Consider the following 16,230-nt stretch of genomic DNA (forward strand, 5'->3'; position numbering starts at 1 on the left):
TCTATAACTGAAAATATCGTTGATCTTAGTTGGTTTAATCAGTGCAGTGACTGATAGCACCTCTTAAAAGTATCGGTTGTAATAGATACCTACTAATTTGTCATAGCTTTTCTCGATACTGATTCGGATGTCCGCTTCATTGCTGATGTAATAGCGCGAGTCCCCAAATAAGGTATAGTCCCAACCACTACCATTTAAACTCAGTGAAGGCACTATTCGAAGGTGTGTTTTCCAACGTTCAGGCCAATTGAATAGTACGCCTAACGGAAGCTGAAGGTCTGAATCATCAAGGTAGGCGAAATCGATCTGCCCACCAAGCATGGCATAGGCTGAAAGGCTGTGAGATTGACGAGTTGCGAAGCCTAAATAGCCTTTAAAATATGGGCGGTAACATTCATCATTCTCGCATTCACTATGCTCAAGGGAGAGCGCGAATTGCCATGCTAAGCGATCGTTTTCAAACAAAGACACATCATTAGTGTTGAGTGAAGCTACATTGAGAAAATCCAGAGATTTAAGGCGGAGTTTGTCATGGGTAAGGTGAAGCTCTGTATCCATTACTGTCAGAGCAGAATCTTTTAATCGTGCCGCATCGATAGACAAAAAGTCATAATACGCGCCATAACCGCGTAGCTGACATAACCGCCATAATCGTTGCTATAGCCAGTTCCGGCACCAAGGTTTATAGGTCGCTGAGCCAAATGAGGAGGCTTGGCTTTACTCTCCGGCCATTCAACACTAAAGCTGTCAAGTTTCAGTCTTGCCAGCAATAGCTTTCGTTTCTGTTCCTTGTAATTACTGTCTGCCTCATTCTGGGTGACTATCAACAGTTCTGTATATTCGGTTAACACATCGAGAACCTTCGCTTTTTCATAGTCCGAAAAAGCCTTAGACCGCATAAACTCATCCAATTCTGAAAGATCTTTGGCTATAGAGAGAGCTTGCTGTTTTTCTGAATCATTAAGGGCAAGGTACTTGTTTTGGATTCGGCTGTACTTTGATTGGCGTTGCTTAACCTTGGAAACCAAAGGCTGTCCATGGTGTTGAACGTCCGGAATGGCATGGAATATATCAATGGGCATATCCCAAGGTTGAAATCCGGTATCAAGAGGCTTATCCAGAACAATACTTAAAATATCTTTAAACGCGGTAGAGCAGTTATCACTTAGGAAGTAATAGCTAAATTCTACATCTTGTAGTTCAAAGAGATGCGCTTGTATCAACGCCACTTCTGGTTGAGTTAGGCTAAGTTCATATTCCCATAATTCCCGCTGCTCATTCTCAGCATAATTCCCAGTATGAAGGTAGTAAGTCGCCGTGGTATACGTGGCACTATAACCACCAAATATCCCATATAAAACATATTTTACTGGATTGTCATCAGGCGCGCATTGGCACCGAAATTAATCCCTGTATCGAGTAGCTCTATATCCGTTTTGTTGTCGCCCTGGCGGTTGAATTTCATCATCAGATGACCGAAAAAAGAGGCGGGGTTTCCAAGATATCCAGTGACATAAACAAGGCTGACTGATTCAGCTTTACTGTGCTGAATCCATTGCTGATAGTCTTCGCAATCTTGTAGAGACAGTGCTAAATCGACACCGAAGTTTTCTTTAACCCAGATGTAGCGTGCAGGGTAACGGCAATGTGCCGTGGTTGATGGCGCGGTAAAAGCGCTAAGAGTCGCAATTAGCTCTGATTCTGGATCAGAGTGGCCATGTTCGGAAAGGAAAAAGTCTGTACTAGTGATGGTGCTTCTGCCATTTTTAAAATGCAGCAACTTCGACCACTGGTTCATCTGCTCTTCATTCAGTGAAGACGAACCCAATGCAGACCAAGAAGACAAAAGAGCAACAAAGATCAGTAACCCCAAGCAAGACGACACGCCATTGCGTGTCGTCTGTTGGTTAATGCAGCTAAGACGCCGCGCACTGCTGTGAAGCATGTTTTGCGACAATGCGGTAATAACTGTCAGCCTTTTCGTGATGAGGCATTTCAGCGTAATGATCATCTGCTAACACTTGTGCGAAATCACTTCGGATTCCTTGACGTACTGCCTGTTGCTCTTCTTGCCCACACTCAAGGATATTCAACATCGCCACCATATGCTCGCCGTTACCTTGCACTGTTTCTTGTTCCAACTCTGGGTAGCTCTGTCGATAAACTGTGCGGCAGCGTAAAAAGGACCGGCACACGCCCCAGGAGTTGAATAATGAGAAATAGATGCAGTTGTACCTAAGTCCCAAGTTACATTGGTGGTAACGGCAAGCCAGCCGTTTGCATAGCCATTGGCGACCCAATGCCCTAATCCGCATCCTTTATAAATGCCATCTAAAGAAGCATTAGCTTGGGGCAGATAAGCAAAAGCCATAATGATCAAAGCAAAGATTCTGTTTCTCAAAATAGACCCCTTGTTCAAGCTCAATAGAGCGGGGCAAACAATTAGCCCGCTGCGTTCTTTAAACTTTAGATGCAAATTGAGAAAAGTAAAAACAAACCAAAGCATGGTGAGTTGTTAATCTTACATTGGAAGTTGCTACGAACTGGCAAACCAAACCCTTGATCTTACGTAGTATTTCTATACTCAGCATTAGCGTTCTCCTATAGATGTCAGTACTTAAACTGCGCGACAATCTTCTCGAGCTTGTCACTCACATCGTTCACTTGAGTGCTGCATTGCGCTGCTTGTTTCACCATCTCATGGGTATCACCGGCAAGATCTGCAATCTGAGTGATGTTCCTATCGATCTCTGCTGACACCATGGATTGTTCTTCAGACGCTGTCGCAATCTGACTATTCATATCAAACACTTCCGAGATATGCTCAGTGATAAGCTCTATTGCCTTGACCACTTCATCGTTCTTGTCGTTAGTAAGATGTGCTTGTTGTAGGCTGTTTTGCATCAATGAGACCGTTTCTGATACACCTTTGGTTAAGCCAGTGATGGTTTCCTCAATCTGATGAGTAGAATTGTTGGTGAGAAGGGAAAGCTGTCTAACTTCATCGGCAACTACTGCAAACCCCCGTCCGTTATCACCAGCTCTAGCCGCTTCTATCGCAGCATTGAGAGCGAGTAGGTTGGTTTGCTCAGCAATTCCTTGAATAGACGCAATGACAGTGTGGATCTCTTTGCTTTGCTCCTCCAAGGCAGAAACTTTTTGCTGTGATGCCTCAATGTCTTTAGTCAATTGCTCAATGTTGTGGTTAGAATCCGTAGTAATTGTTAGTCCTCTGTCTGCTTCATCTTTTACGCGAGAGGCAGTTTGAGCGGCACTCTCAATATTGGCGGTAATCTCATTTGAGGTCATCACTAGCTCATTAACCGCTGTGGCAACTGATTCCGATTCCATCTTTTGCTTGTCGCGTTGCCCATACTTTCTCTAGAGGATTGCTCACACAACTCAGAACTGGATTTGAGCACATTCATAACTTGTGCGATATCGCGAATGTTGTCATGAAGTTTGGAGATAAAAAGATCAAATGCATTAGCAAGTTGTGCTAGCTCATCGCTGCCTTGGGCATTCATTCTAACCGTAAGATCACCTTCGCCACGAGAAATGTCTTCCATTAACGCGGTGATTTGGCCGATACGTACCGTAATGCTTTTGGCTACAACAAGCAGCAAGAAAGATACTAGCCCAGCAATGACCGCACCAATCATATACAACTGACGTGTTATTTGGCCTGACACCTCGTCAATCACAATTTGAATCTGATCTTGAAGACTTTTTATTGCGGCCTCCGTTGCGTGCACATTATCACGGAGAACACCCAACATCCCCTGAGTTGGGCTCAAACCGAGGCTATCAAATGCGGCGAATAGGGTGTTACTACGTTCGATATAATCAAGATGAAGTGCTAGCAACTGCGGATCGCCCGCGACCAGTGAACTTAGTTCTTGCGCATAAGCGTTAAAGTCCGCAAGTATTTCAGGCGTTGGCTCCGCTAAGTAATGAAAGTCAGCTTCGACCAACTGCAAGTAGGCAACTTTGATGTCGTTGTCAGCCTTACGAACGACACCTTCTTTTAATACTTCGCGAGCTTGGGTTTGCTCACCTTTTAATCCTTGTGTTTCATTGCCCCCAATCTCAACTACGAGGTCAGCTAAAGCGTGAAATTGGCTTTGATAGGTACTCAGAGTTTGTTCAATGGTTTCCAGTTGCCCGCTTTTGGATGTTTGGTATTGACTAAGGTATTGATTTAAAGACGCGATGCGCGCACTTAGCGAGCGGAAAGTTGTATCAAAGCGCTCGATATATTTGGGATCTTTACGAGCAAGGAAGTCTTTTTCATGACGCCTTAGCGTGAGGAGCTCGATTTCACTGGCCTGATTCTGTTTCGCTGCGTTTTCAACTTCCCCTAAACGTTGAAAGCTATGTTGTTGATAAGCAGCGTAAGCGAGCACACCAGTTACAAGTGTGCCAATGATAAAATACAATTTCGTTTTGATAGAAAGCGACTGGAATAACGTTGAACCCTGCATAGGTCCTCCTTCTGACGTTGTGCTCCGCTTTATTACAGATTAATGACATTTTTATTACTGCGGATATACAACAGATAGCACTAGAGGGAGGATTTGCAAGGTTGCTTATTAGGAAGTTTTAAGTCGAAATAGGGGGTGCATTAACCCTTAACATCGAACTCAATTTTGTCTGCACCGCTAAAAACTTGAAAACGCAAGCCTTTCGCGCGAGCAATAGTAGTAATACCAAATTTATCGGCCAATTCTAATCCCATTTGGGTAACACCCGAACGAGAAAGAAGCACTGGAATTCCCATTTGTGCGACTTTTATAACCATCTCAGAAGTAAGACGACCCGTGGTGTAGAAGATCTTATCTTTACCGGTTTCTTGATTGAGCCACATTTCGCCAGCCAGTGTATCCACTGCGTTATGACGGCCAACATCTTCGACAAAAGAGAGCACCTCGTCGCCTTTACATACCGCACAGCCATGAACCGCACCTGCTTTTTTGTAGGTGTCGTTATAGTGGGTAAGGGCTTCAAGGGCCGTATATATCTCAGACTGCTTAATGGGCGTTTGCGGAACTTGATAATTTTCTAGCTGCTTCATGACATTTCCATACATGGTGCCTTGGCCACATCCTGATGTCACTGTTTTCTTCTTAAGCGCTTTATCAAGATGATCGGTATTCTCTTTAGTAATCACAGCTGCGGTATTTGTTTCCCAATCAACGATTACAGATTCGATTGATTCAATGTCAGAGAGAAAACTCTGGTTTTTGAGGTAACCAAGCACCAATGTTTCTGGCCTCGAACCCAAAGTCATAAGGGTCACAATCTCTTTCCAATTAAGCATCACGGTAAGAGGGCGTTCACATGCTATCTGCTTAACAAGCTTTTCGCCATATTCATCGAAGACTTCTACTTCAATGGTTTGTAGTGGGTTTTCAGTTGTTTTAATAATGTTGGGTTTCACTACTTTCTGATCCTAATTGTGAGTCTAACGTGCCTAATCTTATTGCTGTTTATATAGGTATGAATATTGCTTGATGCATTGCTGTTATAAACAAAGCTAGGCTGCCTTTAAAGCGTTATCACCATACTTTAATTCGGTGTATTTCCCAATAGAGGTGCCCACATTTTTAAATCTGGTGCTCACTTACGCCTCCAGACAAAGCCAAAAGCCGCATTAAGCAAAGGTTGAGATAAATGAACTTAAAACAAACGTCAGCGCCGACGGTTAACGATCAGCCCCAAGATTTTGAAGAGAGAGTCATTGAGAAAAACGACCTTGAGAAAACAGAAGAACTTTGGCCACTCAACTGCATACTGGAGTCCAAAAGTATTGAATCTAGTCGTTGGGTGACGACGCAATGGGAGCTAAATGGGTTTGAGCTTAAACCAGTAACCTCAGTGCAAGCTTGGCCTATTTAGAACTGTTTAAAGACGAAAGAACAGACTACCGATTTAATCTAAGTTCCCAACAGCCTAAGTTGTTTTTAGTGTTAGATAATAATGAAAGTAACGAACAACCAAAGATCGTTAGTCTTACTGCCTCTCAAAGCGTTGCTGCGCAGTACTTGGACGGGGACTACCTTGTACTCTCACACGACATGCCGTTAGCGATCCAAGCGTGGATGGAAGCTTTCATCGGCAGGCATGGCGAGCTCTTAGAACAAAGACGTAAGAAGCGCAAAGGAGCGGGGCGTTCCAGTGGCAAATAACTTCTTTTCACGTTGGTCCCAACGAAAACTAGAACCAGAACAGGCTACGTCGCAATCCACTGAGCTAGAGAAAGCAGAATCTAGGGTTGAACATTCAACTAGCCAATTTGAAGCTGACGTTGTATCTGCGGGGGATTTGGAGCTACCAACCGAGGCATCGACCCTTAATTCTGTCAGTGAAGAATCAACAGAGGGTTCGCTAGCCAATTTACTCGCTTCAGAGGTGGAATCGTCAGTTAAGAAAGCGGCCATGCGAAAACTGTTTCTGAGTGAAGAGTTCAACCAAGTTGACGCGCTCAATGACTATGATCATGATTTTAAAGCCGTTAAATCGCTTTCTTCGGATGTCGCTGAGCGACTACGTGACTGGGTTAACGATCATGATGATGAAGAACCAGTTGCAGACTCGCCTCCATCCCAAATAGACGCAGAAGAAGAGGGCGAGAACCTTGAATTAGGAAATAGCTTAGAGAATAGTTCTGAAACCAGTAACGAATGCGTTGGCGGACAAGGAACAGAAGGCGTTCAAGAGGACAAAAAACAACAAGAAGAGAATCTCGAACAAAGACCAGATGATTATAAGGGACAAAATATACCATATAAAAAGTAGGTACATTTTGACTCACGTAATCTCATCTATGAGTGGGACAAATTGTCTCACTTATAGGTTTGGCACACAGACTTACAAAATCATATTTAGCTGACAACCATTAACCTACTGTTATTTAAAGCTTTAACATCTATTTTTAAGTTGGTCTACTAATTGCTATGCACTCAGTAACGAGCATCAAATCATGTTCAACACTGGAAGCGAACCATGCTTAGAGAAACACAGCTTAAAGAACTATTACAAGAATCAAAAACAACGAATGGCAAAGCAAGATGGTTTGCTGTTAACAATACGGTAGAACTCACTAATCTCGTCCCACCTACAGTTAGCTATGAAAGTGGAGGCCATACACTCCTGATTGGCCCTACGGCAATCATACTCAGTGCTGCAGAACAACTGTCTGAGATGTCATCACTGACTCTGCTATCAACAGACGGTATCCCTTCAAAAGAGCACCACTTGTATTTTGCTAACCGAATCGAAGTCTCCGGTTTTCTGGGTACATTTGAAGTCGTTGTTGAAAGTGGCGTTACACAATCAAGCCTTGCTCCCATTGCGATTAATCAAGACTGTTTCGATATCGTCCTAGATCTGTCTTTGAACGGATGTATGAGCGAAGAAGTTCCTGTACCGGGTTATTACCCTGTAGGCAGGGGCTATCCAAGCCTTGCTGATGCACTATCCGAGATCCCAACGTTGATGGGAACCTTTGATAAACCGAAATATTTCCGACTTGATACCGACCTATGTGCTCATAGCCAACGTGGCGTAAAAGGTTGCGAACGATGTGTCGACGCGTGCCCTGCGGGCGCGTTGTCTAGCCAAGGTAATGACAAAATAGGGCATCGAATCGAAATCAATCCGTACCTTTGCCAAGGTATCGGAACTTGTTCAACGGCGTGTCCTACAGAAGCCATTCACTACGCGCTTCCAGAGCCTAAAGCGACCCAAAAATTCATTGAACGCACACTAGCAAACTATCGCTCTCAAGGTGGTACTGACGCCATAGTGCTGTTCTGTAGCTCTCGTCATGAGACCTACAACGTGATGGCGCTAAAAGCCTTGCCTGACAATGTCGTTCCAATTGTGGTTGAAGAGCTTCCAAGTGTTGGTATTGATACATGGTTTGCAGCTTTAGTAAACGGAGCAATGCAAGTGTTGTTTGCGGCGAGCCAACACATGCCAAAAACGATCCTAAAGGTACTTAATGGGGAAGTGGCTATTGCCCAAACTCTCCTTGAACAATTAGGCATGAACAAATCGATCGTAGACATTCTTTACTTGGAATCGCTACGTGACGCTAAACCAACCTTACTTAATGACAACCTTATTGCACCCATCGGGGAGTTAGAAGGAAGTAAACGTGAACGCCTGTTTCAAGCTCTTGACGCTTTAGCAGAACAGCCTAGCGATGCATCTCCAACAATCACTCAACTACCAAATAATGCACCATACGGCTCTGTCGATTGTGAGAGTAAGGATTGCACCTTATGTATGGGCTGTGTGGCGGTATGTCCAACCCGTGCGCTTCATCATGACGGAGACTCGCCATCGCTTAACTTCATTGAGCAAGACTGTATCCAATGTGGAATGTGTGAAAAGGCCTGTCCTGAGAATGCACTGACTCTAAACCCAAGATTTAACTGGGATAAAGAGACGCGTCAGAGCGTACAAACCCTGCATCAAGAGAAAGCAGCAGAGTGTATTCGTTGTCATAAGCCATTTGCACCTCAATCGATGATCACCATGCTTCAGAATAAGTTACGCGGTCACTCTCAGTTCAATAATGAACAGGCAATCAACCGAATCGCAATGTGTGAAGACTGCCGAGTGATTGATGTGTTTGAGTCGATGGCTGAAGACCCAACTGAGCAACTTAAGTACTGATTCACCGATATAAACCGCAAAAAATTAGGAAAAACCTATGGACAATCATCATTCTCAAACTGGTGAATCAAATACGCTCAGAGCGGATGTTTATCTTTTGATCGCCGCTTTGCTCAGACAAGCACCAAGCCAAGAGCTGCTTGGATTTATTGCTTCTCTAGAAATTGAAAACAATGGCAGTGACATGTCGAAGGCTTGGCAGTCCATCATTACTGCCGCAAACAAAGCAGATACAGAACAGTTAGCCGACGAATACCAGCAGCTTTTCATCGGTATCGGCCGTGGTGAAGTGGTGCCTTTTGCATCTTGGCACTTAACAGGATCATTAATGGAAAAGCCCTTAGCACTGATTCGACAAGATCTCGACCTGTTGGGTTTTGAACGAGAAGACACCGTTAAAGAGCCTGAAGATCATATGGCAGCCATTTGCGAAGTGATGGCGCATCTCGCGCAGGATGCCTCTAATGGAGAGCAAGAAAGCCTGGCGAATCAGCAAGCCTTCTTCAATCGCCATCTAAGCACTTGGTTTACCAAGTTCACCGAACAAGTGCGCCAAGCGCAAAGTTCTAATTTCTATCTGACGGTGGCTGATCTTATGGACACGTTTATTAACATTGAGAAAGTCATGTTCAGCGACAAAAAGATCACCAACAAAAACAAGTTAAAAATCGATGTGAAAAATCTAATCGACTCAGTAGATAGCTGACAGTTACTAGTTAATTCAGATCATTAGAGGTACATCAGCAGCATATATTAAGACGTAGCCAAAAATAAGACGTACCCAAAAAACATAAAGTCACCCATAGAGCAATAAGAAAGGGTAAGGAAGCAATAATGAAAAACGATAAACAAGTCGACAACAGTCGCAGAGAGTTACTCAAAGGAATGGCCACCGCAGCGGTTGCAGGTGCGGTCGTAGCGGGCACTACCACCGTTGCGTCAGCTTCTGAAGAGAAACCGTTAGACGTTAAGAAGAAAAAAACGGGCTATCACGAAACTCAACATATTCGTGACTACTACGATTCACTATAAGGAGCGATAAAATGAAACTAACGAAACGCTCTGACAACGTCAGTCGCGAAACCAATCAACTTGGCATCAGCCGCCGTTCATTCATGAAAAACACCTCGCTTGCTGCTGGTGGTGCGGTTGCAGGCGCATGCTTGCTATCTCCTGGAATGATCAAAAAAGCCGAAGCCAAATCGGTTCCTGCCGATGCTCAAACTGAAATCAAACGTACCATTTGTAGTCACTGTTCAGTGGGATGTGGCATTTACGCGGAAGTACAAAATGGCGTGTGGACTGGGCAAGAGCCCGCGTTCGACCATCCTTTCAACGCTGGTGGACACTGTGCAAAAGGCGCTGCTCTGCGTGAACATGGCCACGGTGAGCGTCGATTAAAGTACCCAATGAAGCTTGAAGGCGGTAAATGGAAAAAGCTTTCATGGGAGCAAGCCATCGAAGAGATCGGTAACAAAGCGTTAGAGATTCGCCAAGAGTCAGGGCCAGATTCGGTTTACTGGCTAGGCAGTGCGAAACACAACAATGAACAAGCGTATATGTTCAGAAAGATGGCGTCGCTTTGGGGTACGAACAACGTTGACCACCAAGCGCGTATTTGTCACTCAACTACAGTAGCCGGTGTAGCAAACACTTGGGCTACGGCGCCATGACAAACTCTTTCAATGACATGCACAACTGTAAGTCTGCGCTGTTTATCGGCTCGAACCCAGCAGAAGCTCACCCAGTTGCGATGCAACATATCTTGATCGCGAAAGAAAAGAGCAATTGTAAGATCGTAGTAGCGGATCCTCGTCGCACTCGCACAGCAGCGAAAGCCGATCACTATGTCTCTCTTCGCCCAGGTACCGATGTCGCGTTCATCTGGGGTATTTTGTGGCATGTGTTTGCTAACCAATGGGAAGACAAAGAATTCATTCGCCAGCGTGTGTTTGGTATGGATGAGATTCGTGAAGAAGTTGCTAAGTGGACACCTGCTGAAATTGAGCGTGTTACTGGCGTAACGGAACAAGAAGTCTATCAAACTGCAAAACTGCTTTCTGAGAATCGTCCGGGCTGCGTAGTGTGGTGCATGGGTGGTACACAACATACAACGGGTAACAACAATACCCGCGCGTACTGTGTATTAGAACTCGCGCTGGGTAACATGGGGCGTTCAGGCGGTGGTGCAAACATCTTCCGTGGTCACGACAACGTGCAAGGTGCAACAGACCTAGGCGTTCTTTCACATACACTACCGGGCTATTACGGCTTGTCGGAAGGTGCGTGGAAACACTGGTCTAAAGTTTGGGACTTGGATTTCGAGTGGGTGAAAGACCGCTTTGATCAAAATAAATACCGTGGCAAACAACCAATGACCAACATGGGAATTCCCGTTTCCCGTTGGATTGATGGCGTATTAGAAAACAAAGATAACATCGAGCAGAAAGATAACATTCGCGCCATGTTCTACTGGGGCCACGCGGTGAACTCGCAAACTCGCGGTCCAGAAATGAAAAAGGCGATGCAAAAGCTCGATATGATGGTGATTGTCGATCCATATCCAACAGTTGCTGCAGTAATGAATGATCGCACTGATGGTGTTTATTTGCTTCCAGCCACCACTCAGTTCGAAACTACGGGGTCGGTCACCGCGTCTAACCGTTCACTACAATGGCGTGAGCAAGTGGTTCAGCCCCTGTTTGAATCTAAGCCTGACCACGAAATCATGTATCTTCTTAGTCAGAAACTAGGCATTGCGGATCAGTTGTTCAAACACGTGGAAGTGAAAAACAATCAACCTGTGATTGAAGACATCACTCGTGAGTTCAACAAAGGCATGTGGACCATTGGCTACACAGGCCAAAGCCCTGAGCGTATCAAAGCGCACACAATGAACTGGCATACCTTCCACAACACGACGCTAGAAGCAGAAGGCGGACCAGCACACGGTGAAACGTACGGGTTGCCTTGGCCATGCTGGGGTACGCCAGAGATGAAACACCCAGGCACCCATATTCTTTACGACACTTCCAAGCATGTTGCGGATGCGGCGGTAATTTCCGCGCGCGTTTTGGCGTTGAATTTGAAGGCGAGAGTTTACTAGCAGAAGACAGTTACTCTAAAGGCTGTGAACTTGAAGATGGCTACCCAGAGTTTAATGACAAACTCTTGAAGCACCTTGGTTGGTGGGACGACCTTACAGAAGCTGAAAAGGCGGCAGCTGAGGGTAAGAACTGGAAAACGGACCTATCTGGCGGTATCCAGCGTGTTGCTATTAAGCATGGCTGTATCCCTTACGGTAATGCGAAAGCACGTGCTGTAGTGTGGACTTTCCCAGATCGAGTACCACTGCACCGCGAGCCGCTATACACACCTAGACGTGACCTTGTCACAGATTATCCAACTTGGGACGACAGTGAATCTATTTACCGTCTACCAACGATGTACAAGTCGATTCAAGACCAAGATAAGTCGGGCGAGTACCCAATCATCTTAACTTCCGGTCGTTTGGTCGAATATGAAGGTGGTGGTGAAGAAACACGTTCAAACCCTTGGCTAGCGGAACTTCAGCAAGAAATGTTTGTTGAAGTGAATCCGAAAGATGCGAACGACAATGGCTTCAAAGATGGTGACATGGTTTGGGTAGAAGGTGCAGAGAAAGGCCGTATTCATGTGAAAGCGTTAGTGACACGACGTGTGAAGCCGGGCATGGCGTTTATTCCATTCCACTTCGGCGGCAAGTTCCAAGGTGAAGATCTAAGAGACAAATACCCTGAAGGTACAGACCCATATGTGATTGGTGAATCAGCAAACATCGCCACCACCTATGGCTACGATCCTGTGACTCAAATGCAGGAAACTAAAGTGACTCTTTGTAACATTCGTAAAGCGTAAGGATCTGAACAATGGCTAGAATGAAATTCCTTTGTGACACCCAACGTTGTATTGAATGTAACGGCTGTGTCACGGCATGTAAGAACGAAAACGACGACGCATTAGAGTGGGGCATTCAGCGCCGCCGCGTAGTCACCATTAACGATGGCGAGCCGGGTGAGAACTCAATCTCGGTGGCTTGTATGCACTGTACCGACGCGCCATGTAAAGCGGTCTGCCCAGCAGATTGTTTTGAGCATACAGAAGACGGCATCGTGCTTCACAATAAAGATTTGTGTATTGGTTGTGGCTACTGCCTATTTGCTTGCCCGTTTGGCGCGCCTCAGTTCCCTAAACAGGGTGCATTTGGCGAACGCGGTAAAATGGACAAATGTACCTTCTGTGCAGGCGGCCCTGAAACTGAGCCGGGATCTGTGGAGGAGCGTCAGAAGTATGGTGCAAACCGTATTGCTGAAGGCAAGCTGCCAATGTGTGCGTCATTGTGTTCAACCAAGGCGCTGATTGCTGGTGATGCACAGAAAGTGTCTGACATTTTCCGTCAGCGAGTAGTTGAGCGCGGCGCGAAAGACGCAGGTTGGACGAACGGTGAAGATCTTTCTTACGACGCGACTAAGAGCTAATCATGGAGAGAGACATGTTAAAGCGATTCAAGCAAACATCTCTCATAATGCTGTCAATATTGGCAGCATTACTCCTTAGCATGCCGCTAGCCGCTCATGCTGAATCAAACCCGCCTTCAACGGCAGAAAGGGAAATGACTCAGTTGGCTGGCGCAGACTTTTGGCGTCAAGTGAGAGAGGGGCAAGAGGGGTATACAACGTCTCAGTTCCCTGAGCATGGGGTGTTGATCAGCACACCAGGCCAAACTTGGTACATTCTTAAAGAGAAGTGGATGTCACCAGCAGGTGCAGTTGCCATTTTTGGCAGCATTTCAGTGGTCATCTTAGCCTACATTATCGTTGGCCCTGTGATGTTGAGTGCTCCTCGAACGGGTAAACGTATCAAACGTTGGACAAGATTGGATAGGGCGCTGCACTGGAGCATGGCCTTCACCTTTTTGACACTGGCGTTCAGTGGCTTGATGCTGGTTTACGGGAAGCATTTCCTTAAGCCGTATGTCCCAACTGAGCTTTGGGGCTTCATCATCATGTTGGCTAAGCAGTATCACAACTATGTCGGTCCGCTATTTGGCGTGCTGTTGGTTCTGATCTTGTTCAAGTGGTGGCGTAAATCTATCTTCGCTAAAGTGGACTTTGTCTGGTTTATGAAGCTAGGCGGAATGGTGGGTAAACACAAAGGTTCGCATCCCTCAGCAGAGTTCTCAAACGCAGGCGAAAAAGCACTGTTCTGGCTATTGATTGTGGTGGGTACAGTTGTCGCGCTAAGTGGTTTGGTTTTAGATTTCCCAATCTTTGGCCAAACTCGCCGCGATATGGAACTGTCAAACCTAATCCATATGCTCTCTGCACTGATCCTGATATGTGGATTTGTCTTCCATATTTACATCGGCCTATTTGGTATGGAAGGTGCATTGGAAGGCATGGTGACAGGTGAAGTCGACGAGACATGGGCAAAAGAGCATCATGATTTGTGGTATGCAGAGGTGATGGAGAAAGAGCAGTCAACAACGCAAGAGTCTAACGCAAACAATAAGGAGGCTAAGCCAGATGAACAAACCGCATAAAGGTATTTGGGTTGCCTACATACTCAGCTGTTTTACGCCTTTTACTTGTTTAATATCTGGCGTTATAGCGATTGTTTACGCAGGCTACCGACTTGATAAGAATGAAGATGGCGAAGTAGTAAACTCCCATTACTACGGTTTAATAAGAACCTTCTTTCTAAACTTAACCTTCTTTGTTGTATTGATCGTCACTGTTGCGACTGCCAATGGTGTACTGGTTGGGGTAAGTGATTATTGGTACAAGAGTACAATGCTCGACAAGATCGCCTACGCCATCCCTTATGTTGGGATGTGCTTTGCATTCGCCGCTATCATCCTTTGGTTCGTGCGAATGTACCGTGGAATGAAGCAGCTTAAAAACAACCAGCCGTTAAATATAACTACTGGCCCAAATCTATAACAGATCGACCTATTGAAAAGCGCCTGATTCTTCTGGCGCTTTTTTTGTGCCTAAAATTTGCGCGATAGTGGTGCGCATTATATTGGTGCAATGCATCATGACAGTGCATAAAAATCAGCAAAAAAATACACAATAAAATCATGGATATAGATAAATTAAAGGATATTTTATTTATATTATTCATGCAGTTAAATGACTTACGGCGAAGTATTTTGTTACATAACTTACCATTGGTGTGATTTTTGCCTAAACAGCTCAGCCATAACTGCTCTGAATTGGAGCAGCATAAATCAACATGCACATTTTACGTGCAACAAAATGGAGTTGTTTTTTAATGAGCGTTACAGCCGACCAAGTACATGGAGCAGTACAGGTTCTCACTCAGAGTTCAGATACCTTATTTTTACTATTGGGTGCCATCATGGTTTTCCTGATGCATGCTGGATTTGCTTTCCTTGAAGTAGGGACGGTAAGACACAAGAACCAAGTCAACGCACTGGTAAAGATACTTGCTGATTTTGGCGTCTCTGCCATCGCCTATTTCTTTATTGGGTATTGGGTGGCTTACGGTGGCCACTTTTTCGCGCCTGCTGAAGAGCTATCCCAAGGCAACGGTTATGAGCTCGTTAAGTTCTTCTTCCTACTAACCTTTGCGGCTGCTATTCCAGCCATCGTATCTGGTGGTATTGCTGAACGTGCCAAGTTCTACCCGATCTTAATTGCAACCTTCTTTACGGTTGGGTTGGTTTACCCTGTATTTGAAGGCATGATCTGGAATGGTAACTTTGGCGTGCAGGCTTGGTTTGAGGAGACATTCTCAGCCGGCTTCCATGACTTTGCAGGTTCCGTTGTGGTACACGGCGTAGGTGGATGGATTGCTTTGGTTGCGGTTATTTTCCTAGGTATGCGTAAAGGGCGTGTACGCGCTGGTAAACACACCAACTTCGCGCCTTCGAATATTCCATTTCTCGCGCTTGGTGCTTGGATCCTGTGTGTAGGTTGGTTTGGTTTTAACGTCATGTCGGCTCAGCAACTCGAAGGTATTAGCGGTCTAGTGGCGATGAACTCGTTAATGGCCATGGTAGGCGGCATCATCGCTGCATTGATCGCCGGTAAAAACGACCCAGGCTTTATCCATAACGGTCCGCTGGCTGGCCTTGTGGCAGTATGTGCGGGTTCAGACCTTATGCACCCAATCGGCGCCCTCATCACTGGCGCAATTGCAGGCGTTGTGTTTGTTTATCTGTTTACCTACCTGCAGAACAAAACAAAGATCGATGACGTTCTCGGTGTATGGCCACTTCACGGTGTTTGTGGCGCATGGGGCGGTATTGCTGCGGGCATCTTTGGCCAATCTAGCCTTGGTGGGTTAGGGGCGTAAGCTTAACTGTGCAAGTTCTAGGTACATTGCTTGGCATTTCTGTCGCACTGATTGGTGCATTGATTGTTTATGGCGTTATTCACTCGTTAACCGGCATTCGCTTAAGTGAAGAAGACGAGTTCAATGGTGCCGACTTAGCGATTCACAAAATTTCAGCAACTAGCGAAGATTAACCCAGATTTT

10 protein-coding genes and 5 pseudogenes are annotated in these 16,230 nt (G+C 45.4%); 10 read left to right on the forward strand and 5 right to left on the reverse strand.

From position 1 onward, the window contains the following. Positions 1-63: 63 nt before the first annotated feature. From UA76_RS05960 to UA76_RS05985, 5 genes and pseudogenes are all read right to left on the reverse strand, one after another. Positions 64-603, reverse strand: a complete 540-nt coding sequence (locus UA76_RS05960; protein WP_047043976.1) for a DUF7840 domain-containing protein — start codon at positions 601-603, stop codon at positions 64-66. Then, positions 579-2,011 (reverse strand): annotated as a pseudogene (locus tag UA76_RS24480) (Lnb N-terminal periplasmic domain-containing protein). Before UA76_RS24480 ends, UA76_RS05960 begins: the two are co-directional and overlap by 25 nt. Beyond that, the gene (locus UA76_RS25145; protein WP_157617579.1) at positions 1,917-2,315 is read right to left on the reverse strand and encodes a DUF3015 family protein; all 399 of its coding nucleotides are present in this window, start codon (positions 2,313-2,315) and stop codon (positions 1,917-1,919) included. Before UA76_RS25145 ends, UA76_RS24480 begins: the two are co-directional and overlap by 95 nt. A 295-nt stretch (positions 2,316-2,610) precedes the next feature. After that, positions 2,611-4,484: pseudogene (locus UA76_RS24015) on the reverse strand (methyl-accepting chemotaxis protein). A gap of 140 nt (positions 4,485-4,624) precedes the next feature. Further along, a complete protein-coding gene (locus UA76_RS05985) occupies positions 4,625-5,440 on the reverse strand; it encodes a formate dehydrogenase accessory sulfurtransferase FdhD (RefSeq protein WP_047043982.1) in 816 nt (271 codons plus the stop codon). Between the two features lie 233 nt (positions 5,441-5,673). Between UA76_RS05985 and UA76_RS05990 the strand changes: the two are divergent. The 10 genes and pseudogenes from UA76_RS05990 (at position 5,674) to UA76_RS06035 (ending at position 16,220) form a co-directional block, all read left to right on the forward strand. Beyond that, positions 5,674-6,188, forward strand: a pseudogene (locus UA76_RS05990) (DUF3305 domain-containing protein). Then, complete coding sequence (locus tag UA76_RS05995) at positions 6,178-6,798, forward strand: DUF3306 domain-containing protein (RefSeq protein ID WP_047043983.1); 621 nt, start codon at positions 6,178-6,180, stop codon at positions 6,796-6,798. Before UA76_RS05990 ends, UA76_RS05995 begins: the two are co-directional and overlap by 11 nt. A gap of 207 nt (positions 6,799-7,005) precedes the next feature. Further along, complete coding sequence (locus tag UA76_RS06000; protein WP_047043985.1) at positions 7,006-8,685, forward strand: 4Fe-4S binding protein; 1,680 nt, start codon at positions 7,006-7,008, stop codon at positions 8,683-8,685. 37 nt (positions 8,686-8,722) lie between these two features. Beyond that, entirely contained in the window at positions 8,723-9,391 is a 669-nt protein-coding gene (locus tag UA76_RS06005; RefSeq protein WP_047043987.1) for a TorD/DmsD family molecular chaperone, read from the forward strand. Positions 9,392-9,519: 128 nt separating this feature from the next. Then, on the forward strand, positions 9,520-9,717 hold the full coding sequence (locus UA76_RS06010; RefSeq protein WP_047043989.1) for a twin-arginine translocation signal domain-containing protein: 198 nt from the start codon (positions 9,520-9,522) through the stop codon (positions 9,715-9,717). Positions 9,718-9,728: 11 nt separating this feature from the next. Then, positions 9,729-12,582, forward strand: a pseudogene (locus tag UA76_RS06015) (formate dehydrogenase subunit alpha). A gap of 11 nt (positions 12,583-12,593) precedes the next feature. After that, positions 12,594-13,202: a formate dehydrogenase FDH3 subunit beta gene (gene fdh3B, locus UA76_RS06020; RefSeq protein WP_047043990.1), complete on the forward strand. Its 609-nt coding sequence runs from the start codon at positions 12,594-12,596 to the stop codon at positions 13,200-13,202. Positions 13,203-13,216: 14 nt separating this feature from the next. Continuing rightward, positions 13,217-14,266 (forward strand): formate dehydrogenase subunit gamma, encoded by a 1,050-nt coding sequence (locus UA76_RS06025; RefSeq protein WP_047044060.1) that lies wholly within the window; start codon positions 13,217-13,219, stop codon positions 14,264-14,266. Then, positions 14,250-14,666 carry a membrane protein gene (locus UA76_RS06030; protein ID WP_047043991.1) on the forward strand — a complete coding sequence of 139 codons (417 nt, stop codon included), beginning with the start codon at positions 14,250-14,252 and terminating at the stop codon, positions 14,664-14,666. Before UA76_RS06025 ends, UA76_RS06030 begins: the two co-directional genes overlap by 17 nt. A 334-nt stretch (positions 14,667-15,000) precedes the next feature. Beyond that, positions 15,001-16,220 (forward strand): annotated as a pseudogene (locus UA76_RS06035) (ammonium transporter). Positions 16,221-16,230 lie beyond the last annotated feature (10 nt).

Origin of the sequence: Vibrio mexicanus, from assembly GCF_001012815.1 — a bacterium.
Classification (GTDB): Bacteria; Pseudomonadota; Gammaproteobacteria; order Enterobacterales; family Vibrionaceae; genus Vibrio; species Vibrio mexicanus.

Excerpts from the sequence above, each read along its gene's own strand:
- UA76_RS25145 (WP_157617579.1), bottom strand. The coding sequence starts at position 2,315 with ATGCGGATTAGGGCATTGGGTCGCCAATGGCTATGCAAACGGCTGGCT.
- UA76_RS06000 (WP_047043985.1), top strand. The coding sequence starts at position 7,006 with ATGCTTAGAGAAACACAGCTTAAAGAACTATTACAAGAATCAAAAACA.
- UA76_RS06005 (WP_047043987.1), top strand. The coding sequence starts at position 8,723 with ATGGACAATCATCATTCTCAAACTGGTGAATCAAATACGCTCAGAGCG.
- UA76_RS06010 (WP_047043989.1), top strand. The coding sequence starts at position 9,520 with ATGAAAAACGATAAACAAGTCGACAACAGTCGCAGAGAGTTACTCAAA.
- fdh3B (WP_047043990.1), top strand. The coding sequence starts at position 12,594 with ATGGCTAGAATGAAATTCCTTTGTGACACCCAACGTTGTATTGAATGT.
- UA76_RS06025 (WP_047044060.1), top strand. The coding sequence starts at position 13,217 with ATGTTAAAGCGATTCAAGCAAACATCTCTCATAATGCTGTCAATATTG.
- UA76_RS06030 (WP_047043991.1), top strand. The coding sequence starts at position 14,250 with ATGAACAAACCGCATAAAGGTATTTGGGTTGCCTACATACTCAGCTGT.